18 protein-coding genes, 1 tRNA gene and 1 riboswitch are annotated in these 25,801 nt (G+C 58.7%); of the genes, 10 read left to right on the forward strand and 9 right to left on the reverse strand.

Annotation, left to right across the window (positions count from 1 at the left end; translation table 11 throughout):
• The first annotated feature begins 150 nt into the window (after positions 1–150).
• From DW189_RS09550 to DW189_RS09560, 3 genes are all read left to right on the forward strand, one after another.
• Positions 151–2,307 (forward strand): elongation factor G, encoded by a 2,157-nt coding sequence (locus DW189_RS09550; RefSeq protein ID WP_117507784.1) that lies wholly within the window; start codon positions 151–153, stop codon positions 2,305–2,307.
• Positions 2,308–2,604: 297 nt separating this feature from the next.
• Positions 2,605–4,842, forward strand: a complete 2,238-nt coding sequence (locus DW189_RS09555; protein ID WP_117507786.1) for an inorganic phosphate transporter — start codon at positions 2,605–2,607, stop codon at positions 4,840–4,842.
• Between the two features lie 265 nt (positions 4,843–5,107).
• On the forward strand, positions 5,108–5,674 hold the full coding sequence (locus DW189_RS09560) for a DUF4924 family protein (RefSeq protein ID WP_117507788.1): 567 nt from the start codon (positions 5,108–5,110) through the stop codon (positions 5,672–5,674).
• A gap of 215 nt (positions 5,675–5,889) precedes the next feature.
• Here the strand turns inward: DW189_RS09560 and DW189_RS09565 are convergent, their stop codons facing one another.
• Both DW189_RS09565 and rpmH read right to left on the reverse strand, forming a co-directional pair.
• Positions 5,890–6,387, reverse strand: a complete 498-nt coding sequence (locus tag DW189_RS09565) for a GNAT family N-acetyltransferase (protein ID WP_055202345.1) — start codon at positions 6,385–6,387, stop codon at positions 5,890–5,892.
• A 62-nt stretch (positions 6,388–6,449) separates the two neighbouring features.
• Complete coding sequence (gene rpmH / locus DW189_RS09570) at positions 6,450–6,611, reverse strand: 50S ribosomal protein L34 (protein WP_018696309.1); 162 nt, start codon at positions 6,609–6,611, stop codon at positions 6,450–6,452.
• Positions 6,612–6,858: 247 nt separating this feature from the next.
• Here rpmH and murA point away from each other — a divergent pair, with 247 nt between their 5' ends.
• A complete protein-coding gene (gene murA / locus DW189_RS09575; RefSeq protein ID WP_117507790.1) occupies positions 6,859–8,175 on the forward strand; it encodes a UDP-N-acetylglucosamine 1-carboxyvinyltransferase in 1,317 nt (438 codons plus the stop codon).
• Positions 8,176–8,248: 73 nt separating this feature from the next.
• The gene (locus tag DW189_RS09580) at positions 8,249–8,827 is read left to right on the forward strand and encodes a thymidine kinase (RefSeq protein WP_117507792.1); all 579 of its coding nucleotides are present in this window, start codon (positions 8,249–8,251) and stop codon (positions 8,825–8,827) included.
• A gap of 178 nt (positions 8,828–9,005) precedes the next feature.
• Here the strand turns inward: DW189_RS09580 and DW189_RS09585 are convergent, their stop codons facing one another.
• The gene (locus tag DW189_RS09585; RefSeq protein ID WP_117507794.1) at positions 9,006–9,698 is read right to left on the reverse strand and encodes a tetratricopeptide repeat protein; all 693 of its coding nucleotides are present in this window, start codon (positions 9,696–9,698) and stop codon (positions 9,006–9,008) included.
• Entirely contained in the window at positions 9,679–11,148 is a 1,470-nt protein-coding gene (locus tag DW189_RS09590) for a carbon starvation protein A (protein WP_117507796.1), read from the reverse strand. The genes DW189_RS09585 and DW189_RS09590 overlap by 20 nt, the downstream gene beginning before the upstream one ends.
• Positions 11,149–11,279: 131 nt before the next feature.
• Here DW189_RS09590 and DW189_RS09595 point away from each other — a divergent pair.
• The 3 genes from DW189_RS09595 to DW189_RS09605 all read left to right on the forward strand — a co-directional run bounded on the left by DW189_RS09595 (position 11,280) and on the right by DW189_RS09605 (position 14,990).
• Positions 11,280–11,352: transfer RNA gene (locus DW189_RS09595), tRNA-Thr, on the forward strand.
• A gap of 61 nt (positions 11,353–11,413) precedes the next feature.
• A riboswitch (cobalamin riboswitch) is annotated at positions 11,414–11,634 on the forward strand.
• Between the two features lie 168 nt (positions 11,635–11,802).
• Positions 11,803–12,873 carry a YncE family protein gene (locus DW189_RS09600; protein WP_117507798.1) on the forward strand — a complete coding sequence of 357 codons (1,071 nt, stop codon included), beginning with the start codon at positions 11,803–11,805 and terminating at the stop codon, positions 12,871–12,873.
• 20 nt (positions 12,874–12,893) lie between these two features.
• The gene (locus DW189_RS09605) at positions 12,894–14,990 is read left to right on the forward strand and encodes a TonB-dependent receptor plug domain-containing protein (RefSeq protein WP_117507800.1); all 2,097 of its coding nucleotides are present in this window, start codon (positions 12,894–12,896) and stop codon (positions 14,988–14,990) included.
• Between the two features lie 216 nt (positions 14,991–15,206).
• Here the strand turns inward: DW189_RS09605 and DW189_RS09610 are convergent, their stop codons facing one another.
• The 5 genes from DW189_RS09610 to DW189_RS09630 form a co-directional block, all read right to left on the reverse strand.
• Positions 15,207–16,589: an efflux transporter outer membrane subunit gene (locus DW189_RS09610; protein ID WP_117507802.1), complete on the reverse strand. Its 1,383-nt coding sequence runs from the start codon at positions 16,587–16,589 to the stop codon at positions 15,207–15,209.
• A complete protein-coding gene (locus DW189_RS09615) occupies positions 16,586–19,681 on the reverse strand; it encodes an efflux RND transporter permease subunit (RefSeq protein WP_117507804.1) in 3,096 nt (1,031 codons plus the stop codon). Before DW189_RS09615 ends, DW189_RS09610 begins: the two co-directional genes overlap by 4 nt.
• Before the next feature lie 3 nt (positions 19,682–19,684).
• Positions 19,685–20,935: an efflux RND transporter periplasmic adaptor subunit gene (locus DW189_RS09620; protein WP_117507806.1), complete on the reverse strand. Its 1,251-nt coding sequence runs from the start codon at positions 20,933–20,935 to the stop codon at positions 19,685–19,687.
• A 614-nt stretch (positions 20,936–21,549) separates the two neighbouring features.
• Positions 21,550–23,508: an ATP-binding protein gene (locus tag DW189_RS09625; RefSeq protein WP_117507808.1), complete on the reverse strand. Its 1,959-nt coding sequence runs from the start codon at positions 23,506–23,508 to the stop codon at positions 21,550–21,552.
• Between the two features lie 11 nt (positions 23,509–23,519).
• Positions 23,520–23,912: a response regulator gene (locus DW189_RS09630; protein WP_117507810.1), complete on the reverse strand. Its 393-nt coding sequence runs from the start codon at positions 23,910–23,912 to the stop codon at positions 23,520–23,522.
• 349 nt (positions 23,913–24,261) lie between these two features.
• On the opposite strand from DW189_RS09630, the gene DW189_RS09635 reads away from it, so the two are divergent.
• Entirely contained in the window at positions 24,262–24,630 is a 369-nt protein-coding gene (locus tag DW189_RS09635) for a PleD family two-component system response regulator (protein WP_117507812.1), read from the forward strand.
• A complete protein-coding gene (locus DW189_RS09640; RefSeq protein WP_117507814.1) occupies positions 24,627–25,793 on the forward strand; it encodes a sugar transferase in 1,167 nt (388 codons plus the stop codon). Before DW189_RS09635 ends, DW189_RS09640 begins: the two co-directional genes overlap by 4 nt.
• Positions 25,794–25,801: the final 8 nt, after the last annotated feature.

A 25,801-nucleotide genomic window follows, 5' to 3' on the forward strand; every position in this document is an offset into this window, starting at 1 on the left:
CCGTTTGGTTATCCCGATTTTTTTGTATATTTATAGTCGGCTAATCGGAAAATGCTCCGCAGCACGACTTTCCGTTCCGGGAACCCGGCTCCGCGAAGTACTCCCGACGATGCCCCGCACCACCGCAAAACCTTAAAACCATACGGGAATATGAAAAACTATTCAGCAAAAGAAATCAAAAACATCGTACTCATCGGGGCGCCCGGCACGGGAAAAACTACCCTTGCCGAAGCGATGGCCTTTGAGGGTAAGGTCATCGACCGCAGGGGTAGTATCGAGGCGAACAACACGCTCTCGGACAACACGGATATCGAGCACGAATACAAACGCTCGATCTATTCCACGATCCTCTTCACCGAATTCATGGATCGCAAGCTGAACATCATCGACTGCCCGGGCTCGGACGACTTCTGCGGGAGCCTCTTCTCGGCATTCAAGGTGGGAGACGTCGGCGTATTCCTGTTCAACGCACAAAACGGCTGGGAGGTCGGCAGCGAAATCCAGGCCCGCTATGCACGCCTGCTGAAAAAACCCGTCATCGGCGTGGTGAACCAGCTCGACGCCGAGAAAGCCAATTTCGAAGCCACGATCGAGTCGATCAGGGCCGCATCGCGCGTGAAGCCCGTCATCGTACAATACCCCGTCAATCAGGGGCCGGAATTCAACGCCTTCATCGACGTGCTGCTGATGAAGATGTACCGCTTCAAGGACAATGACGGACACCGCGAGGAACTGGAGATCCCCGCCGAGGAGATAGACAAGGCGCAGGAACTGAACAAGGAGCTGGTCGAAATGGCCGCCGAACACGACGAGGCGCTCATGGAGCTCTACTTCGACAAAGGTACACTCACGCAGGACGACATTCGTGCGGGTCTGAAAATCGGCGTTTCGAAACGCGAGGTGATGCCGATCTTCTGCACCAGCGGCAAGCGCGACATCGGCACCAAGCGCCTGATGGAATTCATCATCAACGTGGCACCCGGCCCGCTGAAGGCTCCGTGTTTCCTCTCGACCGAGGGCGAGGAGATCGCCGCCGACGAGACGGCACCCGCCGTGGCGTTCGTATTCAAGAGCCAGGTCGAACAGCATATCGGCGAGATCACCTATTTCCGCGTCATTCGCGGCAGGATCGCCGAGGGCACCGAACTGGTAAATACCCGCACGGGCAACAAGGAGAAGATTTCGCAGTTGTTCGCCGTGGCGGGCAAGAACCGCATCAAGGTCACGGAGCTGTCGGCCGGCGATATCGGCTGCACGGTGAAGCTCAAGGGCACCCGCACCAACGACACGCTCTCGGCTCCTTCGGCACCGGTCAGCATCGAACCCATCGTCTTCCCCGAACCGCGCTACCGCGCCGCCGTGAAGGCCAAGGAGCAGAGCGACGAAGAGAAACTGGGCAAAGTCTTGAACGACGCCAAGTTCGAAGACCCGACGATTCTGGTCGAATACTCCAAAGAACTGAAACAGACCATCATCCAGGGTCAGGGAGAACACCACCTGAATATTCTGCGCACACGCATCGAGAAGGAGAACAAGCTCTCCTACGACTATATCGCACCGAAAATCCCCTACCGCGAGACCATCACCAAGGTTGCGCAGGCCGATTACCGCCACAAGAAACAATCGGGCGGTGCCGGGCAGTTCGGCGAGGTGCATATGATCATCGAACCCTACTACGACGGCATGCCCGAGCCCAAGAACTACAAGGTTCCCGGCAAGGGCGACATGATCGTGAACCCCAAGACCAAGGAAGAATACGACCTGGCATGGGGCGGCAAATTGCAATTCTACTCGGCGATCGTGGGCGGCGCCATCGACGCACGCTTCATGCCCGCCATCCTGAAGGGTATCATGGAGAAGATGGACGAAGGCCCGCTGACGGGTTCCTACGCCCGCGACATCCGCGTGGTGGTATACGACGGAAAGATGCACCCGGTGGATTCGAACGAAATCTCCTTCAAACTGGCGGCGCGCAACGCCTTCAAGGAGGCTTTCCGCAACGCGGGGCCCAAGATCATGGAGCCGATCTACAATGTCGAGATACTCGTCCCGAGCGACTACATGGGCGCCGTGATGTCCGACTTGCAGAACCGCCGTGCGATGATCGCCGGAATGGAGTCCGACAAGGGCTTCGACCGTCTGAACGCCCTGGTTCCGCTGGCTGAGCTGTACCGCTACTCGACGACACTCTCGTCGCTGACGTCGGGCTCGGCCACCTATACCATGAAATTCTCGTCCTACGAGCAGGTGCCGGCCGACGTGCAGGACAAGCTGCTGAAGGCCTACACCGATACCGACGACGAATAATCCCCGGCAGCGGAGAAATACAGCGGGAGGGCAATCCCCCTTCCGGGCAAGGGCGGGCAATTATGCCCGCCCTTTTTCGCCGTCCGGGAACCGGCAGTCCCCGCCTCCGCCCACCGGTGCTCCGCACGCCCTGCGGTATGGCGTATGCCCCCAATCCGCCCGGCATCCCGGCATATCCCGCGCGGCCGCAACGAACAGAGCCGCCTCATGTTAAATTAATGTTAACAATTCGGTGTCAAAACCGCTTCGTCGGAAAAAATGGCGTAAATTTGTTCACAATTTGCACTAAATCCTCACATGAGCGAAATCTACACCGTAATCGTAGTTATTCTGGGAATCCTCGCCATTTCAGGTCTTTTCGTCGGCGTCACGAACGACGCAGTCAATTTCCTCAACTCTGCCATCGGCTCCAAGGCCGCTTCGATGCGGGTCATCCTCACCGTCGCCTCTGTCGGCATTATCGTCGGCGTAGTCACCTCGAGCGGCATGATGGAAGTGGCCCGAAGCGGCATGTTCAATCCCGGACTGTTCACATTCCACGAGGTCATGATGTTATACCTGGGCGTGATGTTCGCCAACATTATCCTGCTGGATCTCTACAACTCGTGGGGACTGCCCACCTCGACCACCGTCTCGCTGATCTTCTGCCTGCTGGGCTCGGCCATCGCCGTGTCGATCTACAAGATCTCGAACGACCCCGCGCTGGGCGTCGGTTCGCTCGGGCATTTCATCAACACCTCCCGCGCCATGGGCATCGTTTCGGCAATCCTGCTGTCGGTGGTAATCGCCTTCACCTGCGGTACGATCGTCATGTATGTTTCGCGTACGATCTTCTCGTTCCGCTATACGGTGATCTTCCGCCGCTTCGGGTCGTTGTGGTGCGGCGCATCGCTTACGGCGATCATCTATTTCGCAGTCTTCAAAGGACTCAAATCGCTGCTTGCGGACAATGCCTTCGTCGGAATGGTCGACCGGCACCTGCTGCTGTCGCTCTTCATCTGCTGGGTGGCATGCTCCGTGCTGCTGTTCTTCATCCAGCGGTTCAAGATCAACATCCTGCGCATCACGATCCTGTCGGGGACGTTCGCCCTGGCACTGGCTTTCGCGGGCAACGACCTGGTGAATTTCATCGGCGTACCCGTCGCCGGATTCGACGCCTTCTCGATCGCCAAGCATTCGGGTGACCCGCAGATGATGATGGGGGCACTCTCGGAAAACGTCCCGGCCAATTTCCTGATTCTGCTTGCCGCAGGGGCGATGATGATCCTCACGCTCTGGACTTCGAAAAAGGCCATGCACGTCTCCGAAACCGAGTTGTCGCTCTCCGCAGCGCAGGAAGACGAAGGCCCCGAGCAGTACGGTTCGTCGGTCATGTCCCGTACGATTGTCCGCGCAGCGCTCAATATCAACGCCGGCATCGAACGGATCATCCCCGCACGCGTACGGGCAGCCGTCTCACGCCGTTTTGAATACGAGGACATCGAACATAGCGGCGCCCCCTACGACATGATACGCGCTACGGTCAACCTCACAACCTCGGCCATGCTGATCGCCATAGCCACCTCGCTCAAACTCCCCCTTTCGACCACCTATGTCTGCTTCATGGTAGCCATGGGTTCGTCGCTCGCAGACCGCGCATGGGGCCGCGAAAGCGCCGTGTACCGCATCTCTGGCGTCATGACCGTCATCGCCGGGTGGTTCATCACGGCGCTGGGCGGATTCCTGATCGCCTTCGTCGTCGGACTTGCCCTGATCTACGGCGGCACGATGGCCTTCGTTATCGTCACGGTACTCTGCGGCTACATGCTCATCCACAGCAATTTCCTCAAGAAAGGCAAGACATCCGCCGCCCCAGCCGCAGCCGGGGTGAAATCCCAGAGCACGGAAGACATCATCATCAACCTGCGCGACGAAGTATGCCGTACGATGGAGTCGGCGACAAAGATCTATGACCGTACGCTGATCGCCGTATTCAAGGAGAACCGCAAGGTGCTGCGCGACATGGTCAAAGAGTCGAACGACCTCTTCTACCAGTCGCGCGAGCGCAAATACACGCTGCTCCCCACCCTCAAGAAACTCCAGAGCAGCGATGTCAACACGGCCCACTACTACGTACAGGTGGTCGACTACCTCAACGAAATGACCAAGGCGCTGATGCACATCACGCGTCCGGCGTTCGAGCACATCGACAACAACCACGAAGGGCTTTCGAAGGAGCAGGCCAAAGACCTCATGTCAATCAACGACGACGTGGAGTCGATCTACCGCCATATCAACCAGATGCTGCGCGACGGCGATTTCTCCGAAATCGAGATGGTGCTCACGCTGCGCGACCAGTTGTTCGAGTCGATCGCCGAAGCCATTAAATCGGAGCTCTCGCGCATCAACGAAGCCCGCTCGAATACCAAGGCCAGCATGTTGTACCTGACGATCCTCACCGAAACCAAAAACATGGTGCTGCAATCACGCAACCTGCTCAAATCACAACAATACTTTCTCAAGCACCGCACGGGGCCGCAGAAGTGGATTAAATAACGGCTACGTATAAATCCCTGCATTCCGTTTGCAGCGGGATAAAAGCAGACGCGGCAACGGGCGCCCGGAGCAGGCGGGCGGAAAGCGCAGCCGTTTGGAACCGTTCGGGAAAAAACCGCGAACACTCCGCCAAAACGGCTTGCAGATGATTTTAGCCACCTTTTGTCACCCAAAGGTACTCGAGATTGCTTTTTTGCAGAAAAAAACACATAACCGCTTCCTGCACGAAAGCACACGACAGGTTACACAAAAAAACGCATACGACATGGATATAGCACAGGTCAAGCGGCGGGAGAACATCGCCGAATACATCCTTTACCTCTGGCAGTTGGAAGACCTGCTACGGGCGCTGCAATTCAGCCCCGAGGCGATCTTCTCGACGCTGATCGCCCCCCGCAAGGACATCGCCGAGGAGCAGAAGCACGTCTACCTGCTGTGGTACATGGACATCGCCAACCTCCTGCACCAGGAAGGCAAGGACGAGAAAGGGCACCTGGAGCATACGCTCCACCTGATCGGCGACCTGCACGACCTGCACCTGCAATTGATGAAGCTGCCCGTCGGCGAACATTACCGCCAGACCTACGCGAAACTGGAGCCCGAGTTGCCTCGTCTGCGCGCCGTCGTGGGCAATCCCGGCATGAACGACACGGAACTCTGTTTCCGGGCACTCTACGCGGCGATGCTTTACCGCATCAAGGGCGAGGGTGACAAGCAGGCCGTCACCGACACGCTCGAATACATCTCGCCCGTCATCGCCAACCTGGCAGACATGTACGGCAAAGTCGAACGCGGAGAAATCGACCTGTTCAAGACCGACACGGCGAAATAGGCCGTTCCGGAGGCAACGCAGCCAGATAGCGCGCCCCGGCATCAGGGGAGCCTGATGCCGGCATCGGGCAACAGCCCCGCCACCGAAGACTCCGGCAGCCCGGGAGGGGCCAAGAGCCGCGCCAAATCACCTGCGACCGGCCTCCAAGCGAAAAAACGGACACCCACAAAGGCATCCGTTTTTATCTTGCGAACCGCAGCAGCGACGCGCCGGCCCTACTTTATATCCAACCCCATGATATAGTCGTTCATATAATATCCGTCACCGATCGGGAAATCGCCTTCGCGCAGTTTGCGCATCCCCATCCGCTCGTAAAAGTGCAGCGCCCGGTTGTTGCGGTTGACGTTCAGCTCCATGCGGCAAGGCGCAGGATGCACCGAACGGATATATTCCACGGCATGGCGGAACAGGAATTCCCCGGCGCCGATTCCCTGGAAGCGGGGAAGGACATAGATTTTCTGCAAATGGAAAAGGTCTTCGGCCTCGTGCTGCACCGAAAGGTAACCGCACGGTTCGCCGTCGGCCGAGGCGATGAACCAGGCGAACTCCCCGCACATCTCGCGCGCAAGCACCTCCGCCCCGTACATCCACTCCATCATATACTCCATCTGCGACGGGGTGATGATCCCGCGGTAGGTCGCAGGGAACACCTCGTCGGCAAGGCGGCGTATCAGGGCGCAATCGGCCTCACAGGCCCATCGTATCGTCAGCATCATCTGAACCAATAAAAAAGGCCGGCACGAAAGCCGACCTCTTAGTCATTTTCCCGCAGGAATTAAGCGTACTTGAACGTCGACTCGTCCGATACGGTCAGCTTCTTGCGACCTTTTGCGCGACGTGCAGCCAGCACCTTGCGGCCGTTCGCCGTAGCCATACGGCTGCGGAAACCGTGCTTGTTGATTCTCTTCCGGCGCGAGGGCTGGTAAGTTCTCTTCATTGCCATAGCTATATAATTTTTGTTGTTTCAGACATTTTTACGGATTGCAAAAGTACAACAAAAAAGTTATCCGCAAAAATTTTTCAAGAAAATATTTCAAAAAGCCGGGTAAAAAGCATGAAATCTTTTTATCTTTGTCAACGAGAGAGTGGCCGCCGGCAAAGCAGCATGCCCGCACGGGGCATGTCCGCACGACAAGGGGCGGCTTACGGCGGGAAACGGTTCCTGCCGTTAATTTTCACGGATTATGGCGATTTTCAAAGTCGAAGGAGGCCATCGGCTCCATGGCAGCATCACGCCCCAGGGCGCCAAGAACGAAGCGTTGCAGATACTCTGCGCCACGCTGCTGACCCCCGAACGGGTCACGGTGCACAACATTCCCCAGATCCTCGACGTCATGCAGCTCATCGAACTGCTGCGGCGCATGGGCGTCGAGGTCGAACAACTCGCGGAGGATACATACAGTTTTTGCGCCCGCGAAATAGATTTCGACTACCTCCGCACGGAGGACTACCGGCAACGCTGCACGCGCCTGCGCGGCTCGGTGATGCTCATCGGCCCCATGCTGGCGCGCTTCGGCGTGGGTTACATCCCCAAACCCGGCGGCGACAAAATCGGCCGGAGGAGGCTGGACACCCATTTCCTCGGGTTCCAGAAGCTGGGTGCGAAGTTCAATTTCGACATCGCCGACGAATTTTTCATGGTCGAGGGCCCCGAGTTGAAAGGAACCTACATGCTGCTGGACGAAGCATCGGTGACCGGTACGGCCAACATCGTGATGGCCGCCGTGATGGCCAAGGGCTTCACGACGATCTATAACGCCGCTTGCGAACCCTACCTGCAACAGTTGTGCAAGATGCTCAACCGTATGGGCGCACGCATCTCGGGCATCGCCTCGAACCTGCTGACCATCGAGGGCGTCGAGTCGCTCGGCGGCACGGAGCACACGCTGCTGCCCGACATGATCGAGGTGGGCAGCTTCATCGGCATGGCCGCCATGAACCAGTCGGAACTGACGATCCGCAACGTATCGTTCGAGAACCTGGGCATCATCCCGGCGCAGTTCGCCCGCATGGGCATCCGTTTCGAGCAGCACGACGACGACATCTATATCCCGCAGCAGGAACATTACAGCATCGACACCTTCCTCGACGGGTCGATCATGACGATCGCCGACGCCCCGTGGCCGGGGCTTACACCCGACCTGCTGTCGATCTTCCTCGTGGTGGCGACGCAGGCCAAAGGCGCCGTGCTGATCCACCAGAAGATGTTCGAAAGCCGCCTGTTCTTCGTCGACAAGCTGATCGACATGGGGGCGCAGATCATCCTCTGCGACCCGCACCGTGCCACGGTCATCGGTCACGACCACCGCATCCGCCTGCGGGCCACGCGCATGACCTCGCCCGACATACGTGCGGGTGTGGCGCTGCTGATCGCCGCCATGTCGGCCGAAGGGGTTTCGACGATCCAGAACATCGACCAGATCGACCGCGGCTACAAGGACATCGACGGGCGTCTGAACGCCCTCGGCGCACGGATTACCCGCATCGACGACTGCGAATAAGAGGGAAGCCAAACTGCAGCGCCGCAGCGGGGAACAGGACTGAAACAAGATTAAGAAACACGATTGGGAACTTATGTTTTTGGAAAATGCCAGCCGCAAGGGCTGGATCGAAGTGATCTGCGGCTCGATGTTCTCGGGTAAGACCGAGGAGCTGATACGCCGCCTCAAACGCGCCAGGTACGCAAACCAGAAAGTCGAGATATTCAAACCCCGCATCGACGTACGCTATTCGGAAGAGGAGGTGGTCTCGCACGACGCCAACGCCATCCGCTCCACGCCGGTCGACTCGCCGCGCAACATCCTGCTGATGACCTCGGAGGTCGACGTCGTGGGCATCGACGAAGCGCAATTCTTCGACGAGAGCATCGTCGAGGTCTGCCGCGAGCTGGCCGACAGCGGCGTGCGGGTCATCGTCGCAGGGCTGGACATGGACTACACCGGCAAACCCTTCGGGCCGATGCCAGCGCTGATGGCCACGGCCGAATATGTCACCAAGGTACACGCCATCTGCGTCCGCTGCGGCAACCTTGCCCATCACTCGCACCGCCTCACACAGGACGAAAAGCTGGTCGTACTGGGTGAAACGGACTCCTACGAAGCCATCTGCCGGCACTGCTTCAAAGAGCTGGTTCGTAACAAAAAAGAGAAATAAGCGCAACGGGCTCGCACGGGGAACCGGGCACCTGCCAGCCTATACCAAGAGAAGCACACCGAGGGCTACAAACGCGCCACCGAAGGACATTTCAAACGTCGCATGGCCTATGCGGATCGCAGTCGGCAACAACCCCGCCCTGCCGAAGCCTGCGAAGAATAGCGGACACACCTGCGGCCTACTGCGCAGCCTGCAGCGCAGCGATAAACCCGGGCCACAATACCCACAGGTTCTCGGTCTGCAACCAAAGTTCGCGCGCCTGCGCCTGCACGGAGGGGCGTTCGCTTTCGATATCGCGCAGGTAAGCATCGTCGGCAGGGTGTTCCGCGGCCGTAAATTCCCGGAAGAAAGGCGCAAACCGTGTCTTGAAATGCAGCAACTCCCCTTCGGGGAATTTCCCGTCACGGCGGAATGCCGACCAAAGCAGCAATATCCCGCGGCTGGCACATTTGTCCGAAACGTCGTTTATCACCTCGTCGAACAACTCCTGCTCGTCCATCGCCAGGTAATCGAACGCCAGCAGTTCGCTCCCCTCGAGGTGGTCTTCGGGATCCAGCTCCAGGAGCATCTCCAGCAGTGCCGCAGACATCTCGAAATCGTTGATCAGGAAGTGGTCGATGGCCGAGGCACGGATCAGTTCGAGCGCAGCCTGCGAATTGCGGTGGCTCCATTCGAGGTTGATCTCTTCGTCCTCGGGCAGCAACCCCGCAAGCCGCTGGAATGCCTGGTAACGTTCATTGCAGGCATCTTCGACATTCCCGGCGGCCTCCAGCTCACGGGTGTGTGCCAAAACCCTGGTGAAATTATACGGCCCGTCGCCGACGATTTCGAAAGTCTGGTCGGGCGTGGGGTTAAGATATGCTTTTTGCATCGCGGCGCATTTTAAAAATCATGGTTATCAGTATAGCGAGTGTCAGCGCGCCGCCCAGCAGGTAGGCCGCTGCCCGGTCGCGCATGCCGCACATAAGCGGCGATATAAAGACATAGGACATGCAGACGTAGGTCATGACCAGCGCCGGCAGGAGCCCCACCCAGCGGTTACGGCCCCGTTTGTTTAGGTAGGCCGTAATCATCCACAGCGTGACCATCGCCAGTGTCTGGTTCATCCATGCGAAATAGCTCCACATGGCCTCGAACGGCAGGCAGAAAATAATGACCAGCCCCGCAGCGAAGAGCGGGATGCTGATATAGATTCGCTTGCGCAGGCTGCGCTGTTCGAGCCCCATGAAATCGGCCACGATCAGCCGTGCCGAACGGAACGCCGTATCGCCCGAGGTGATGGCGCAGGCCACGACCCCGAAAATCACCAGTCCGGCCAGCACTTCGCCCAGCGTAGTGCGGGCGATGACATCGACCATCACGGCCGCCTGCCCGCCATATTCCGCAATCGCGGCATTCAGCCCGGAGGCACCGTTCCAGAAGGCCATGGCGATGGCCGCCCATATCAGCGCGATGATGCTCTCGGAGATCATGGCGCCGTAAAACACGGGGCGGGCCTGCCGTTCGGAGCGCAGGCAGCGTGCCATCAGCGGCGACTGGGTCGCATGGAAGCCCGAAATAGCGCCGCAGGCGATGGTCGTAAAGAGCATCGGCAGGATCGGAAACCGCTCCGGATCGGCGATGCAATTTTCCAGGGAGGTAAACTCTGGGATCGTGTATTTACCGCTGAAAAGCAGCACAGCGAGGATTCCCAGCGCCATGAAAAGCAGTGCGCAGCCGAAAACCGGATAGATACGGCCGATGATCTTGTCCACGGGCAGCAATGTCGCCACGATATAATAGATCAGGATAACACCCAGAATGATGAGTAGCAACCAGGAGAACCCGCCGAAGGCAATCCCCGACAGTGCCGGGGCGTCGATACGGTTGGCGATCAGCTGAGCGGGCTGCGACAGGAAGACGGCACCGACGAGCACCATCAGTCCCACGGAAAAGACCCGCATAAGCTGCTTTACCCCCGGCCCGAGGTAGGTGCCGACAGTCTCGGGCAAACTCGCACCGTTGCTGCGCAGCGAGACGATCCCGGCGATGAAGTCGTGCGCCGCCCCCATGAAGATACCGCCGAAGGTGATCCACAAGAATGCCACGGGGCCGTATGCCGCGCCCAGTACGGCACCGAAGATCGGCCCCAACCCCGCGATATTGAGCAGTTGTATGAGGAAAGTCCTCCACATCGGCATCGGGATATAATCCACCCCGTCGAACGACGTGGCCGAAGGCACAGGCCGCGCAACATCCACGCCGCACAGGCGTTCGAGATAGCGTCCGTAGGTGAAATATGCTGCCACGAGGAGCGCCAGGCACCCCAGGAAAGTAATCATAGCCCGGTCTGTTTTCGGTTAGTTTTGACGCGAATATAGCAAGAAATGCGAGAATTTTCGGAAAATTGTTGCGAGAAAAATATTTTTTTCAGATATTTGCAGTCCCAAAGAGAACTTAATGTTCTCGGTAAGCCGAAATAGCTCAGTTGGTAGAGCGTTTCACTCGTAATGAAGAGGTCCCGGGTTCAAGTCCCGGTTTCGGCTCGGAAAGGTCGCCATACGGCGACCTTTTTTCGTTATAAGACCTTGCGAACCCGAATTTTTTATACTTTTGTTGCGCAATGGTTCGCAAAGGGGTTCCGCAACCCCCAGACCGATTAAAAGGGAATGCCGTGAAAATCGGCAACAGTTCCCTCTGCTGTGAGTTCCTGCCACCCGAAATGGCACAACAAGTCCTGACAATCTTTTGCCACTGGCCCCAGTCCGGCCGGGAAGGCGTCTCGACGGGAACGAGTCAGAAGACCTGCCGTTGCAATGATTTTACAATCCAGGGGAATGGATCGTGATCGGCATGAAGAGCCTGCCGGCAAGGCATATTCCCGGATGTAAAATCAGTTTGACAAATACGAAGGCCGCACCGGACATCCGATGCAGCCGGCTGCAGCCCCGTACCAGGGAAGAGGTGGGGCGGGCCGTTTCTTTAATTTTCGACGCATGAAACGGATTTTACGACATATCCTGCCCGTGATCCTGTGCCTGCCGGCACTGGGCGGCTGCATGAAGTGGGACTACGCAGACATGGAAGAGTTCGCCGCGACGGGGCCGGGGTTGTTCATCACCAACGAGGGAAATTTCCAGTACGGCAACGCCACGCTCTCCTATTACGACCCGGCAACGAAAAAGGTCGAGAACGAGGTTTTCTACCGTGCCAACGCCATGAAGCTGGGCGACGTGGCACAGTCGATGACCATCCACAACGATTTGGGATGGATCGTCGTGAACAATTCGCATGTCGTCTTCGCAATCGACCTCCGTACATTCAAGGAGGTGGGCCGCATCACGAACCTCACCTCGCCGCGGTACATCCACTTCGTCTCCGACGAAAAGGCCTATGTGACCCAGCTCTGGGACAACCGCATTTTCATCGTCAACCCCAGGCGGTACGAGATCACGGGCTACATCGAGTGTCCCGGCATGACACCCGGATCGGGATCGACCGAGCAGATGGTACAGTACGGGCAATACGTCTACGTGAACTGCTGGTCGTACCAGAACCGGCTGCTGAAGATCGACACCCGAACCGACAGGGTGGTGGACGAACTGGTCGTCGGCGTACAACCCACATCGCTGGTACTGGATGCCAACGACAAGTTGTGGACGATCACCGACGGCGGTTACGAAGGCAGCCCCTACGGATATGATGTTCCGGCACTGTACCGCATCGACGCCGCCTCGTTCCGCCTGGAAAAGCAGTTCCGTTTCAGAGAGGGGGATGCACCCTCGGAAGTGCAGCTCAACGGCACGCGCGACACGCTGTACTGGATCAACAAGGATGTCTGGCGCATGCCCGTAGCTGCCGAGCAGCTCCCGGCGCGCCCGTTCCTCGAATACCGGGAGACGAAATATTACGGGCTGACGGTCGACCCGGACAACGGCGACGTTTACGTGGCCGACGCCCTCGACTACCAGCAGCAGGGGATCGTCTACCGCTATACGGCCGACGGCGACGCGGTAGACGAATTTTACGCGGGCGTTACCCCGGGCGCCTTCTGCTGGAAACGATAACCCGACAAACACGCGAAGCAATGAAGAGACTCCTAATTCCGCTGTTCAGCATCGCCCTCTGGTGGAGCGCCGCCGCCCAGGACAAGGCGCAGTCGGACGGAGGGTGGTGGAACGAGAATCCGTCGCTGGTGTTGCCCATCCGCGCAGTCGGGGTGACGGGCGTGAAGCCCATGAAAGAAATAGGCGTTCAGAAAACGCAGCTCGACACGCTCGTCCTGCACGAGAACATTGCCCTGTCGATGGCCGACGTGCTGACATTCAATTCGTCAATCTTCATCAAGCAATACGGACGGGCGACGCTTTCGACGGTCGCATTCCGCGGCACGGGCCCTTCGCATACGCAGGTGGTGTGGAATGGCATGCGTATCAACTCGCCGATGCTGGGCATGACCGATTTCTCGATGATTCCCTCCTACTTCGTCGACGACGCACAACTGCTGCACGGCACCTCGTCGGTCAACGTCACGGGCGGCGGCCTGGGCGGTGCGGTCATGCTGGCGACCAAACCCGCCGATACGCAGGGCTTCGGGCTGCAATACACCCAGGGCATCGGGTCATTCTGGACGACGGACGAATTCCTGCGTCTCACCTACGGCAACGACCGCTGGCAGACCTCCACGCGCGTGGTATATTCGTCGTCCCCCAACGAATATTCCTACCGGAACCACGACAAGAAGGAAAACATCTACGACGACGAGCACAACATCATCGGTTCGTACTATCCCCGCGAAAAGCACGACGACGGAGCTTTCCGCGACTTCCACCTGTTGCAGGAGGCCTATTACAACACGGGCAACGGAGACCGGTTCGGCCTGAACGCCTGGCTGATCGCCTCGAAGCGCGGGCTGGGGCGCATGACGACCGATTACGGCGATCCGAAGAAATTCATCAACGAACAGCGCGAACGCACGCTGCGCAGCGTGCTGTCGTGGGATCACCTGCGCCGGAACTGGAAAGTCGCGGCCAAGGCCGGATACATTTACAGTTGGTTCGCCTACGACTACGCCAACGACGTGGGCAACGGGAAACTGGAATACATGACCAACTCCCGGAACTGGTACCACACGCTCTTCGTCTCGGGCGAAGGGGAATACTACATAGGCCGCAAATGGCTCTTCACGGCACAGGCCGACCTGCACCAGCATTTCGTCACGAACAACGACCGCAGGATCATCTCGCAGGACATGAACCGAAAGACCGTCGGGTACGACCACGCGCGCACGGAGCTTTCGGCCAGCATCACGGCCAAATGGATGCCCACCGAACGGCTGGGGCTGTCCGTCACGCTGCGCGAAGAGATGTACGGCGCGCAGTGGACGCCGCTCATCCCGGCGTTCTATGCGGACTACCTGATCTCGAAACGCGGGACGATCCGGGCAAAAGCCTCCGTATCGCGCAACTACCGTTATCCCACGCTCAACGACCTCTACTTCCAGCCGGGCGGGAACACCGACCTCGTGCCGGAATCGGGGTTCTCGTACGACGGCGGGATATCGTTTGCCATAGGGAAGGAAGGAGTATATTCGCTGCACGGCGAGGCGACATGGTTCGATTCCTACATCGACGACTGGATTCTCTGGCTGCCGCTGGGCGGCAACACCAACTACTGGACGCCGCTCAACATGAAGGACGTACACGCTTACGGCGTGGAACTGAAAGCCGGGTACGACCGTATGCTCTCCAAGGAGTGGCAGCTGGGGCTGGACGGCAACTTCTCGTGGACGCCCTCGGTCAACCGGGGCGAAGCGTTCAGCAAGGGCGACCGGTCATTGGGCAGGCAACTCCCCTACGTGCCCGTATATTCGGCCGCGGTGACGGGGCGTCTGGCCTACAAAAGCTGGCGCCTGCTATACAAGTGGTGCTATTACAGCGAGCGGTTCACCATGACGAGCAACGCCTTCACCTACACGGGCAACGTCCCCTACTACCTGATGAACGACGTGACACTCGAAAAGCTGTTTTCCGCGCGCTGGGCCGATCTTTCGGTCAAGGCCGCCGTCAAAAACCTCTTCGACGAAGAGTATGTTTCCGTGCTGGGACGCCCCATGCCGGGGATAAATTTCGAAATATTCCTCGACATCCGCCCCAAATGGGGGAAGAAAAAAGCCAGGGATTGATCTGACCCGCACAAGGGCATCGGCAGGCCGGCACTATTCCGATTCCCTGACTCCGAATCACGGCCCGGCGGTAAGAACTTTCCCGGGAAAGGACGTTTCGTAGGAGCATGGCAAAAAGAGTTTTCGTGACATCTTCCCCGAAACGGCGTCCCGGAAATAAAAAGCCCGGATCCGCAGGGATCCGGGCATACCGATAAACCAAAGAAGCCGGCAGGGTTATTCCGCCCAGCCGCCACCCAGAGCTTTGTAAAGGTCGACCAGAGCCAGGTGTTCGTCGCGCACGGCATTGCTGACCCCGATCTGGGCGTCGAAATAACGGCGCTGGGCATCCAGCACGTCGATATAATTGATGCTCCCGCCCCGGTATTGCAGTTGGGCGAGTTCGACGTATTTCCGGGCTGCGTCGCGCAGGTTAACCTTCAACGCGGCCGTCCGGCGGACGCTGCGGTAGCTGACCACGGCATCGTTGGCCTCCTTGAAAACCGTCAGCACCTTCTGTTCATACCCCAGCCGGGCCTCGTCGTAGGCGGCCAGCGCGGCCTTGTACCTGGCCTGCTTGCGGCCGAACCCGAAGACCGGCGAGGCGAGCGTACCGGCGACATACGAGAACGGCGAACGGAAAAACCCGCTCACATCGTTGTTTTCCCATCCGCCCGTCAGGTTGAACACGATGCGCGGGAACCGGTCGGCGTAGGCCATGCCCGCGGCTGCCATCGCCGCACGGAGCTGTTGCTCCGAAGCCCGCACGTCGGGACGCCGCAGGAGCAATTCCGACGGCAACCCCACGGGAAGCGATTCGGCGAACTCCGCCTCGGTATTCATCTTGCTGCGCACGACCCGCCAGTCGGGATTTTCACCCATGAGCAGGGAAATGCTGTTCTCCATGACCTCGATCTTGCGTTCGAGGTCGGGGATCAGCGCCGCCGTAGAGGCGTACTCCACTTTCGCCTGCTGGAAGACCGTTTCAGAGGTGAGGCCGCCCTCGAAACGCAACTGCGCCTGGTAAGCGCCCTCGCTGCGCGTGATGAGCGTACGCCGCACGATGGAAAGCTCGTTGTCGAGCGCCATCAACCGGAAATAGGCGGCGGCGACCTCCGCGACGAGCGTCATCTGCATCGCACGCCTGTCCTCGACCGATGCGAGGTATTCGGCACCGCCTTTGCGTTTGGCCCAGCGCAGGTTTCCCCACAGGTCGAGCTCCCAGCTCACGGTAGCCTTGGCGCCGAGTTCGGGGTCGCGGCTCGGCTCCTCGCCCGCATAGTCGTTGGTTTCGTGATCGGCGTAGACCGTTCCCGACACCGACGGCAGGCGTCCGGCCTTGCCAATACGGTAGAGCTGGCGCATACGTTCGACACGCGCCGCCGCGGCAAGCATGTCCTTGTTGTTGGCCAACGTATGACGGATGATGTTGCACAGGGTCGAATCGCCATAAAACCGCCACCACTCCATGTCGGCGATGGCGAGCGAATCGGCCGCAGCACCCCCGGCGATAGCCGCCGGGAAGTCGACCTCGGGCGCCTTGCAGTGACGCACGGCCGAGCAGGAGCCCAATCCAGCGGCAGCGGCCAATATCATAAGTAATATCGCAAGTCGTTTCATCGTTTCAGTTTTTCTTTAATCCGGTAAATCCACACGAAGAAGAAGGGCACGAAGACAATGCCTACCGTAATGGCGACCAGCATGCCGAAAAAGACGCCCGTCCCGATCCCCTGGCGGCTCGCCGAGCCCGGCCCCGAAGCGAAGACCAGCGGCAGCAGGCCGAGGATGAAGGCCAGCGAGGTCATGACGATCGGGCGGAAACGCAGGTGCGCCGCCGTGAGCGCAGCGGAGACCACGTCACGGCCTTTCTCAACCTCTTCCTTGGCAAATTCCACGATCAGGATGGCGTTCTTGGCCACCAGGCCCACGAGCATCACCAGTCCGATCTGAAAATAGATATTGTTCTCCAGCCCGCAGATCCAGATACCCAGGTAGGCGCCGATACCGGCCACAGGGAGCGACAGGATGACGGCCACGGGCACCGACCAGCTTTCGTACTGCGCCGCGAGGAACAGGAAGACGAACAGGAAGGCCAGCGCCAGTACCAGGCCGGTCTGCCCGCCGACATGCTTTTCCTGGTAGGAAAGGCCGCTCCACTCGACGCCGACCGACGCGGGCAAGTGCTTTCGGACGAGCTCTTCCAGTACGCCCATCGCCTGCCCCGAACTGTAACCGTGTGCGGCCTCACCGGTAATGGTAGCCGAATTGAACATGTTGAAACGCTTGATATTCCCGGCACCCGTCGTGTAGTGCGTCGTTCCGAGCGAAGTGATCGGAATCATCACACCGCCCGCGCCGCGGACGAAAAAGAGGTTCAGGTTATCGCGCTGCGCACGGTAGGGAGCCTCGGCCTGGATGTAAACGCGGTAGATGCGGTTGAACATATTGAAGTCATTGACGTAGATCGACCCCGTAAAGGCCTTCATCGTCGAGAAGATGTCGGACATCGATACACCCAGCAGCTGCGCCTTGTCGCGGTCGACGTCGAAATAGAGCTGCGGGATGTCGCCCTGCATGGACGATGCCAGCCCCGTAAATTCGGGACATTGCGAAGCGTAATACATCAGCGTATCCACGGCATGCTGCAAATCCTGATAGGTCGTATTGCCCCGCGCTTCGAGCACCATCTCGAAACCGCCCGAGTTGCCCAGGCCGGGAATCACGGCGGGCGTCGAGAGGTATACCTTGCTTTCGGGGTAGCGCGAGAGTTCGGTGCGCACGCGCTGCATCACGGAGCTCAGCCCCTCGGAGTCGCGGTCGCCCCACGGTTTGAGGATCACGGTCAGCTGGCTGCGCGCCTGGTTGGTACCCACGCGGGGACTGGAACCCGTGACGTTGAGCACGTACTCCACGTCGGGGTCGGCCATCAGGAACTTCATCGCGCGGTCGGTCACCTCGCGGGTACGTTCGATCGTCGCCCCCTCGGGCAACTCCAGTTCGACGGTGAAGTAGCCCTGGTCTTCCTGCGGCATGAAACTTTGCGGCACGAGCCTGTTCATCAGCCAGATGCCGATCAGCACGATGCCGAAGGCGGCGAACATGCGGCGCGAATGTTTCAGCGCCCCCTGGATCATGCGGCCGTAAAACTTGTTGCCCGTCGCCAGGGAGAGGTTGATGCGGCGGAAAAAGCGGTTTTTCTTCCCCTCGCCTTCGGGACGCAGAAAAAGCGCGCACATCACGGGGCTGAGCGTCAGCGCCACGACGGTCGAGATGACCACCGACACGGCGATGGTGATGGTGAACTGGCGGTAGAGCTGACCCGTAATGCCCGAAAGGAAACTCACCGGGACAAACACGGCGCACAATACCAGCGACATGGCGATCAGCGCCCCGCTCAGGTTGGACATCGCCTTTTTAGTAGCCTCGTAGGGCGAGAGATGCTCCTCGTTCATGATGCGGTCGACATTCTCCACGACGACGATGGCGTCGTCGACCACGATGCCGATGGCGAGAATGAGCCCCAACAGCGTCAGCATGTTGAGCGAAAACCCGAAAACGAGCATCACGCCGAAGGTACCGATCAGCGAGATGGGCACGGCGACGATCGGGATGATCGTCGCGCGCCAGCTCTGCAACGAGAGGAAGACCACGAGAATCACCAGCAGCAACGCTTCGAACAACGTCTGGTAGACATGATGGATCGACTCCGAAATGTAGGTCGTCATGTCGAACGGAATCTCGTAGCCGATGCCCTCGGGGAAGTTGTGGCTGATCTCCTCCATGGCCGCCTTGACCAGCGCCGCCACCTCCATGGCATTGGCTCCGGGCAGCATGTTGATATTCAGCACGGCGGCGTTCCCGCCGTTGATGCCGCTCTCGGTATTATAGGACGACGCTTCGAGCGAGATACGCGCCACGTCTTTCAGGCGGATGATCGACCCGTCGGGGTTGGCCCGCACGACGATGTCCTCGAATTCGCTGACAGACGACAGACGCCCCTGCGCCGTGATGGGGATCGTCACGTCGATGCCGTTCATGGGGGCCTGCCCCAGCACGCCGGCGGCAGACTCGCGGTTCTGGTCTTTGAGCGCCGTCTGCAAATCCTTGACCGTCAGCCCAAGGTCGGCCAGCTTGTCGGGCATGACCCATATCTGCATGGCGTAATAACGGCTGCCGACGTTCGAAACGCTGCCCACTCCGGGAACGCGGCGCAACATGTCCAGCACGTTGAGCGTCGCATAGTTCGAAAGGTAGATTTCATCGAACTTGGGGTCGGACGAAAGCAGGGTTATGGTCATCAGTTTGCTGGCCGCCTGCTTCTCTACCGAGATGCCGTTCTGCACCACTTCGGCAGGAAGGCGCGCCTCGGCCTTTTTCAGGCGGTTCTGGATATCCACGGCTGCCAGGTCGGGATCCGTCGAAATGTCGAAGGTCACCGTGGCGGAGAAACCGCCCGAGTTGGAGCTCGACGACTCCATGTAGATCATGCCGGGAGTACCGTTCAGCTCCTGCTCGATGGGCGTAGCCACAGCCTGCGTCACGGTCTGCGCATCGGCACCTGGGTACGACGCCGAGATACGCACTACGGGAGGTACGATCTGGGGATACTGGTCGACAGGCAGCAGTGCCAGGCCGATGAAACCCACGATCACGATGATGATGGACAGCACCGTCGAAAAGACGGGCCTGTCGATAAAGAAGTCCGCTTTCATAGGCTACTGTTGTTTTTCGGGCTCTTCATCGCGGCGCGGAGCGACCGGTTCGACTTTCATGCCGTGCTGGAGTTTATGGTAGCCCTCGACGACGATATCCTCGCCCCGCACCAGGCCGCGTTCGACGACGATGTTGTTGCCCCATTCGGGGCCCGTCTCGACAAAACGCTTCTCGACGATGCTGTCGGGGCGCACCACGTAGATGTAGGCGCCGCCCTTCTCGATCTCGATAGCCTTCGACGGCACGACAACGGCATCCTCACGCACGTCGAGCAGCAGCCGCACCTTGGTGAACTGCCCCGGCAGCAGGATGTGGTCGGGGTTGGCCATCTCGGCTCGCACGGAGAAGGTACCCGTCTGCGGGTCGACCTGCGGATCGGCGAAATCTACCAGGCCGCGGTAGGGGTATTCCGAGCCGTCGGCCAGGGTCACGGTGATGTAGGGATCCCACTTGCGGGTCGAATCGCGGTGCCCGAGGTTGACGTTGCGCGCCTTGCTGCGCAGGTAGTCGAGGGCCGTCATGCTGAAATCGACACGCACGGTATCGCTCTTCACGACCGTGGCGAGCAGCGATTTTCCGCTCGGCCCCACGAGCGTACCGATGTCGGCGTTGCGTTCGGAGATATAACCCGAAATAGGCGACTGCACGGAGGTATAGCCCAGGGTCATCTGCGCCTGCGTGAGGTCGGCCTCGCCGACGGCCACATCGGCCACGGCACTCTCGTAAGCCGCCGTGGCATTGTCGAGTTCGAGCTGGCTGGCGGCACTCTGTTCAAAGAGCGGACGGATACGGTCGAGGTCGCGCTTGGCTTTCAGCGCCTGCGCCCGGGCCTTGTTCAGCTGCGCCTTGGCCTTGTCCACGCGCGCACGGTAGACCCGGGGGTCGATCACGAAGAGGGTTTGCCCCTTCCTGATGTAGGTACCTTCGGCGAAGAGCATCTTTTCGAGGTAGCCCTCGACGCGGGCGCGGATTTCAACGAACTGCTGGGCGCGGATGCGGCCAACGTAATCGCCATAGATATTCACGTCTTCGGTCGTTACGGGTTCCACCGCCACGACGGGCAGGACGACTGCGGCGGGACGCGGCCGGAGCAGGATGACGAGCAACACCGTCACGACCACAAGGCCGGCAATGACTCCGATCCACTGGCCTCGGCTCAGTCTTATCCGGACATGGGCAACACGGGAGGCCGCTTTTTTCACACCGTTCAGGTTCAGCTCCTGCAAATTCGGTTTCAATTTATCAAATTTCATAAAGCACTAAATATAATTGGGGGCAGCAAAACGAGGTTCAAACCTTGCGCCAGAATTGCAGGCAGCCCTTTAAAACATTTATTGACAGCAAAATATCTACCAAATACCCAATCAAATATATACAAAAATATGTAGAATAATTCCACACGGATGTAGAATAATTCCACATCGCCCCGGCAACTCCGCCTGCCCCGGGGTCTTGCGACGGCCGGAGCCGTAATCGGCGCATCCGAACGCATTGGAGGCAACTGCCCCGGCTTCGCGGCGCAAAGGTAACAAAACAAGTCCGGGCAGGCGAAAAAATGCACCAGGAAGGTTACAGCAAATCCGGCCGGAATATTATCCGAAACGGGCACATTTCCGGCCGGGAAGCCATAACTTCGGGGGAAGCATCTCCGACGGGAAGGCACAAAAAAAAAGACCCGTACGGGTCTTTTTGCCATATCGCGGCAACGCTGTCCACCGCATCATACACCCCGCCTCACGCGGTGTTCTACACATCTGCGGAACAAGCTGGAACCAAGCGGAAATTCCACACTCAGAGGGCTCATTTCCGATCGCAAACGAGGCGGCCTTCCCCCGTCACCTTAAGGATCCGGGCGCTTCCAGAGGGCTCAAATCCCCCCCCCCTCACGGTTCTCTCCATCCTCGGGGAAACGAATGTCGATCGGATGGGCAAAGACAAAACGCGCACCGGCGGTATAGGTCGGATCGACCCAGATGCGGCCACCGAAGATCATGGCTATCTGGCGGCAGATGGCAAGGCCGAGGCCCGTGCCTTTCTTCTTGTTGCCGTCGAGTTTCTCGAAACGGTTGAAGACCATCTCCTGTTTGTCGAGCGGAATGCCGGGGCCCGTATCGGCTACCGAAAAGAGCACTTCGCGGTGTGCCTCGTCTATCTCCACGCCGAGTGTGATACTCCCCTGGGAAGTGAACTTACCGGCGTTGGTGAGCAGGTTGATCAGAATCTGCGACAAGCGGTGGACATCGGTTACAAGCATGTAGGAACCCACGGCACATTCGAGACGCCCCTCGACACCTTCCTGCCGCGTATGGGCGGTCGTCATGAGCACATGCTGGCAGACCTGCACGATCTCCTCGGACGAGCAGTTGAACTTGATCTTGCCGCATTCGAGCGACGAAATGTCGAGGATGTCGTTCAGCAGCGTGAGCAGCATCTCGGAATTGTTGACCACGATGGCGCAGTACTCGGCACGTTCCTCCTGTGAAAGTTCTTCGCCCTGCATCAGCGACGAGAAGCCCACGATGGCGTTGAGCGGCGTGCGGATCTCATGGCTCATATTGGCCAGGAACGCCGATTTGAGCATGTCGGACTCTTCGGCCTTCTCGCGGGCGACCACCAGCTGTCCTTCGCGCTCTTCGAGCGTGCGCTTGAGACGCCGCGTGCGCAGGAAAAGCGCCGCGACGAAAACCAGCAGCAGTACCAGCAGTACGATACCCGCCACGAGCAACTCGATGTAATGGGAATATTTCGAGAGTTTGGCCGCTACGGTATCCTCGACCACACTCCCCTTGGGCAGGGCGTATTCGGCAATCTTCAACTCCTTGAGCTTGCGCGAATCGAAGAGGTACTGGCCGTCCGTAAGGCGGAAATGCGTCCCGTCTATCTTCCCCGAGGCGTAATACTTCTTGATCTGCGATGCGATGACCGAGGCGGCGTTCTCGTATTTGGGGACATAGCCACCCACAGCCACGTCGCCGATGCCGATCTGGGATATCGAAAAGACCGGTATGCGCGGATTGAGCTGCACCAGGTCGTTGAGCGAACGCTGCATGAGGTACTCCCCGTCGCGGCCCACACGCCAGGTTCCGAGTATCGCCGCGGAACGGTGCGACAGCGAGGCATAGGTCTCATGCATCGCATCATCCCCCTCGCGGCTGTCCACCAGCACAAGGTTCATGTCGGGATAGTTTTTCATCTCCTCGCGTACGAGCGCCTGGAGGGAAATACCCCCGTAGGTGTTATCCGAGATGAAGGCGATGTTCTCGGCTTCGGGAAAAAGCGAACGAACCAGCTCGATATTGCGGCGGACGTCATACTTGTTGAGCATACCGCCCACATTGTTCAGGCTGTCCGTCATGTTCATGTAATTGATCGAAGGGGGCAGCCACATGCCGAGACTGTCCTCCGGCGGCGGGAGCACGATGCCGTTGGAACTGACATAGCAGCAGAAGCACATCACATCCTTGGGGATATGCCCCAGCGAGACGAACGATGCCCATGCCTCCTGCCCCAGCAGGACGATGGCGCGAAGCCCCTTGTTCTCATACCGGGAAATCATGTTCTCGGTCTGCGACATCCAGATGGGTGCGTCGTTGATGCTCTTGCATTCGAGCGTTTCGACATAGATATCGCACGGGATGCCCGAAGCCATGATGTTGCGTTCGAACTCGGTGATGAAGCCCGACATGCGGCGCGTATCCGGATTATACGAGGAAATAATCAGGATACTCTCCCTCTCCTGCGGCGCTTGAGCCCGAAGCAATGCGGGCAACAGGGCGCAACACAGAAGAAGAAATATCCGATTTATTTTCATTGGGTTCCTGGTCATAGTTTCCCTTTCTATCGCGAAAGCAGCGCCGCAATCCGCGTGCGGAGTTCATCCGCCCGCAGGGGTTTGGCAAGACATTCGTTGAAACCGGCCTGGAACATGCGTTGGCGGTCGGTTTCGAACGCATAGGCCGTGAGTGCGATGACGGGGACGTCGGGCGAAATCTCCCGCACGCCCCGGAGCGCCTCATAGCCGTCCATGACGGGCATGTTGATATCCATCAGCACCAGGTCGGGGCGGCAGTCGGCAAACAAGGCGACGGCCTCCTCTCCGTTCCAGGCGTGCAACAGGTCGTAATCACGGCGCAGCAACACCTCGACGAGCTTATAATTACTCGGATTATCCTCGGCTACCAGCAAGCGGGGACGGTTGCCGACCGGACTTACACTATTGCCACACTCCATCACTTCATCGGTTTAACAAAATAGCCCGACAACAATAAAGACCGGACAATTGCACAAAAATACCATTTTTTTGATTAATAATAAAATATTTCTTTAAAATTAATAACATCCAGAAAACGGAGGTGTAAAATCCGGACGTTTTTGCTATATAAATTACCTTAAAAAGTTTATAATGCCAATTATTTTACCGATATTTGCACTGGGTATCCGGATCAGGAGCGGGAAACGGCACGTTTTGCAACGCCCGCACCGGAATTCCAGGTAAATAATAAACAACCGACCGGAACCGGACAACGAACATGCGACGCTTCCCGTTCCGGCAAAACCCGACGACAACGAACCGCTGAACATGAATCGCAAGAAAGTACTGATCGTAGACGACAAGGAGCAGATCGCCAAAATACTTTTCGCATACCTTCACAAGGATTACGAATGCTTTTACATGCAAAACCCGCAGCAGGCCATCGAATGGCTGTTGCGGGGGAACATGCCCGACCTGATCATCTCGGACATCCGCATGCCCGAAATGCGCGGCGACGAATTCCTGGCATACCTCAAACTCAACGAACTCTTCAAGCAGATCCCGGTCGTGATGCTTTCGAGCGAGGACAGCACCTCGGAACGCATCCGCCTGCTGGAAGAGGGTGCGGAAGACTATATCGTCAAACCGTTCAACCCGCAGGAACTCAAAATAAGGATTAAAAAGATTTTGGATTGAAGTACCCCGTCATCTACATCAAAGGCAGAGGCAACCACACGGCCCGTTTCACGGAGCTGACCGAGGGACAGATGCGTATCGCAGGGGATATCGGCGCAGCCATGGGCAAGCTCATGCCGCTCAAGGACGACCACGCCTTCATCCTCTACGAACAGCAGGGCGAGGAGGACATCCGCAGCATCCGCTTCCTGCGCTCCTGGTTCCCGGGTGCCGGCATCATCCTCATCATCTCGGGGCAACTGACCGGGGAGGAGCGGCGCGCATACCTCGGAGCCGGCGTGAACAGCGCCGTACCGGGCGACATATCGCGCGCAGATTTCCTCCGCATACTGCAATTCATGACCGACTATACGTTCGTCCACAAACCCGTCGCAGGTAGCGGGAACGACGTAGAGTTGTTCCGCATGCCGCTCTGGAAACGGGCGTTCGACATCGCGGCATCGCTCTCGGCGATCCTCCTGCTCTCCCCCCTGCTCATAGCCGTGGCCGTGGCCGTCAGACTCGACAGCCCGGGGCCGGTCATCTACAAGTCGAAACGCGTGGGGAGCAACTACCGGATCTTCGATTTCCTGAAGTTCCGCTCGATGCGCTCCGACGCAGATCAGCGGCTCAAGGAGCTGGAGGATCTGAACCAGTATGCCTCGGAACCCGTCGCCGAAGACGATGCGAAGATGGCGCTCAACGACGACGAGATTCGCAAACTGCTGGCGGACACCGAAAACGGCATGCTCTATGCGGACGATTTCGTGATCCCCGAGGAGGCCCATCACCACCAGCTGGAAACCGAACAGGAAAACGCGTTCGTGAAGATCGAGAACGATCCCCGCATCACGCGCCTGGGGCGTTTCCTGCGCAAATACAGCATCGACGAACTCCCGCAGCTCTTCAACATCCTGCGGGGCGACATGTCGGTCGTGGGCAACCGCCCTTTGCCCCTCTACGAAGCCGAACGTCTCACGAGCGACGAATATATCGAACGGTTCATGTGCCCCTCGGGCCTCACGGGGCTGTGGCAGGTCGAAAAACGCGGGCAGGCGGGAAAGCTCTCGCCCGAGCAGCGCAAGCAGCTCGACATCGAATACGCCCGCCGAATGTCGCCGTGGTTCGACCTGAAAATAATCCTGCGCACGTTCACCGCATTCATACAGAAAGAAAATGTATAATAAACAGC

The sequence above is a fragment of the Alistipes sp. AM16-43 genome, assembly GCF_003435745.1.
Lineage (GTDB): Bacteria > Bacteroidota > Bacteroidia > Bacteroidales > Rikenellaceae > Alistipes > Alistipes onderdonkii.

What these genes read in the sequence shown, in the direction of transcription:
- DW189_RS09550 (WP_117507784.1), top strand. Translation starts at nt 151, where the DNA reads ATGAAAAACTATTCAGCAAAAGAAATCAAAAACATCGTACTCATCGGG.
- DW189_RS09600 (WP_117507798.1), top strand. Translation starts at nt 11,803, where the DNA reads ATGAAACGGATTTTACGACATATCCTGCCCGTGATCCTGTGCCTGCCG.
- DW189_RS09630 (WP_117507810.1), bottom strand. Translation starts at nt 23,912, where the DNA reads ATGGAGTGTGGCAATAGTGTAAGTCCGGTCGGCAACCGTCCCCGCTTG.
- DW189_RS09560 (WP_117507788.1), top strand. Translation starts at nt 5,108, where the DNA reads ATGGATATAGCACAGGTCAAGCGGCGGGAGAACATCGCCGAATACATC.
- DW189_RS09580 (WP_117507792.1), top strand. Translation starts at nt 8,249, where the DNA reads ATGTTTTTGGAAAATGCCAGCCGCAAGGGCTGGATCGAAGTGATCTGC.
- DW189_RS09635 (WP_117507812.1), top strand. Translation starts at nt 24,262, where the DNA reads ATGAATCGCAAGAAAGTACTGATCGTAGACGACAAGGAGCAGATCGCC.
- murA (WP_117507790.1), top strand. Translation starts at nt 6,859, where the DNA reads ATGGCGATTTTCAAAGTCGAAGGAGGCCATCGGCTCCATGGCAGCATC.
- DW189_RS09585 (WP_117507794.1), bottom strand. Translation starts at nt 9,698, where the DNA reads ATGCAAAAAGCATATCTTAACCCCACGCCCGACCAGACTTTCGAAATC.
- DW189_RS09625 (WP_117507808.1), bottom strand. Translation starts at nt 23,508, where the DNA reads ATGACCAGGAACCCAATGAAAATAAATCGGATATTTCTTCTTCTGTGT.
- DW189_RS09610 (WP_117507802.1), bottom strand. Translation starts at nt 16,589, where the DNA reads ATGAAACGACTTGCGATATTACTTATGATATTGGCCGCTGCCGCTGGA.
- DW189_RS09565 (WP_055202345.1), bottom strand. Translation starts at nt 6,387, where the DNA reads ATGCTGACGATACGATGGGCCTGTGAGGCCGATTGCGCCCTGATACGC.
- rpmH (WP_018696309.1), bottom strand. Translation starts at nt 6,611, where the DNA reads ATGAAGAGAACTTACCAGCCCTCGCGCCGGAAGAGAATCAACAAGCAC.
- DW189_RS09590 (WP_117507796.1), bottom strand. Translation starts at nt 11,148, where the DNA reads ATGATTACTTTCCTGGGGTGCCTGGCGCTCCTCGTGGCAGCATATTTC.
- DW189_RS09615 (WP_117507804.1), bottom strand. Translation starts at nt 19,681, where the DNA reads ATGAAAGCGGACTTCTTTATCGACAGGCCCGTCTTTTCGACGGTGCTG.
- DW189_RS09605 (WP_117507800.1), top strand. Translation starts at nt 12,894, where the DNA reads ATGAAGAGACTCCTAATTCCGCTGTTCAGCATCGCCCTCTGGTGGAGC.
- DW189_RS09620 (WP_117507806.1), bottom strand. Translation starts at nt 20,935, where the DNA reads ATGAAATTTGATAAATTGAAACCGAATTTGCAGGAGCTGAACCTGAAC.
- DW189_RS09555 (WP_117507786.1), top strand. Translation starts at nt 2,605, where the DNA reads ATGAGCGAAATCTACACCGTAATCGTAGTTATTCTGGGAATCCTCGCC.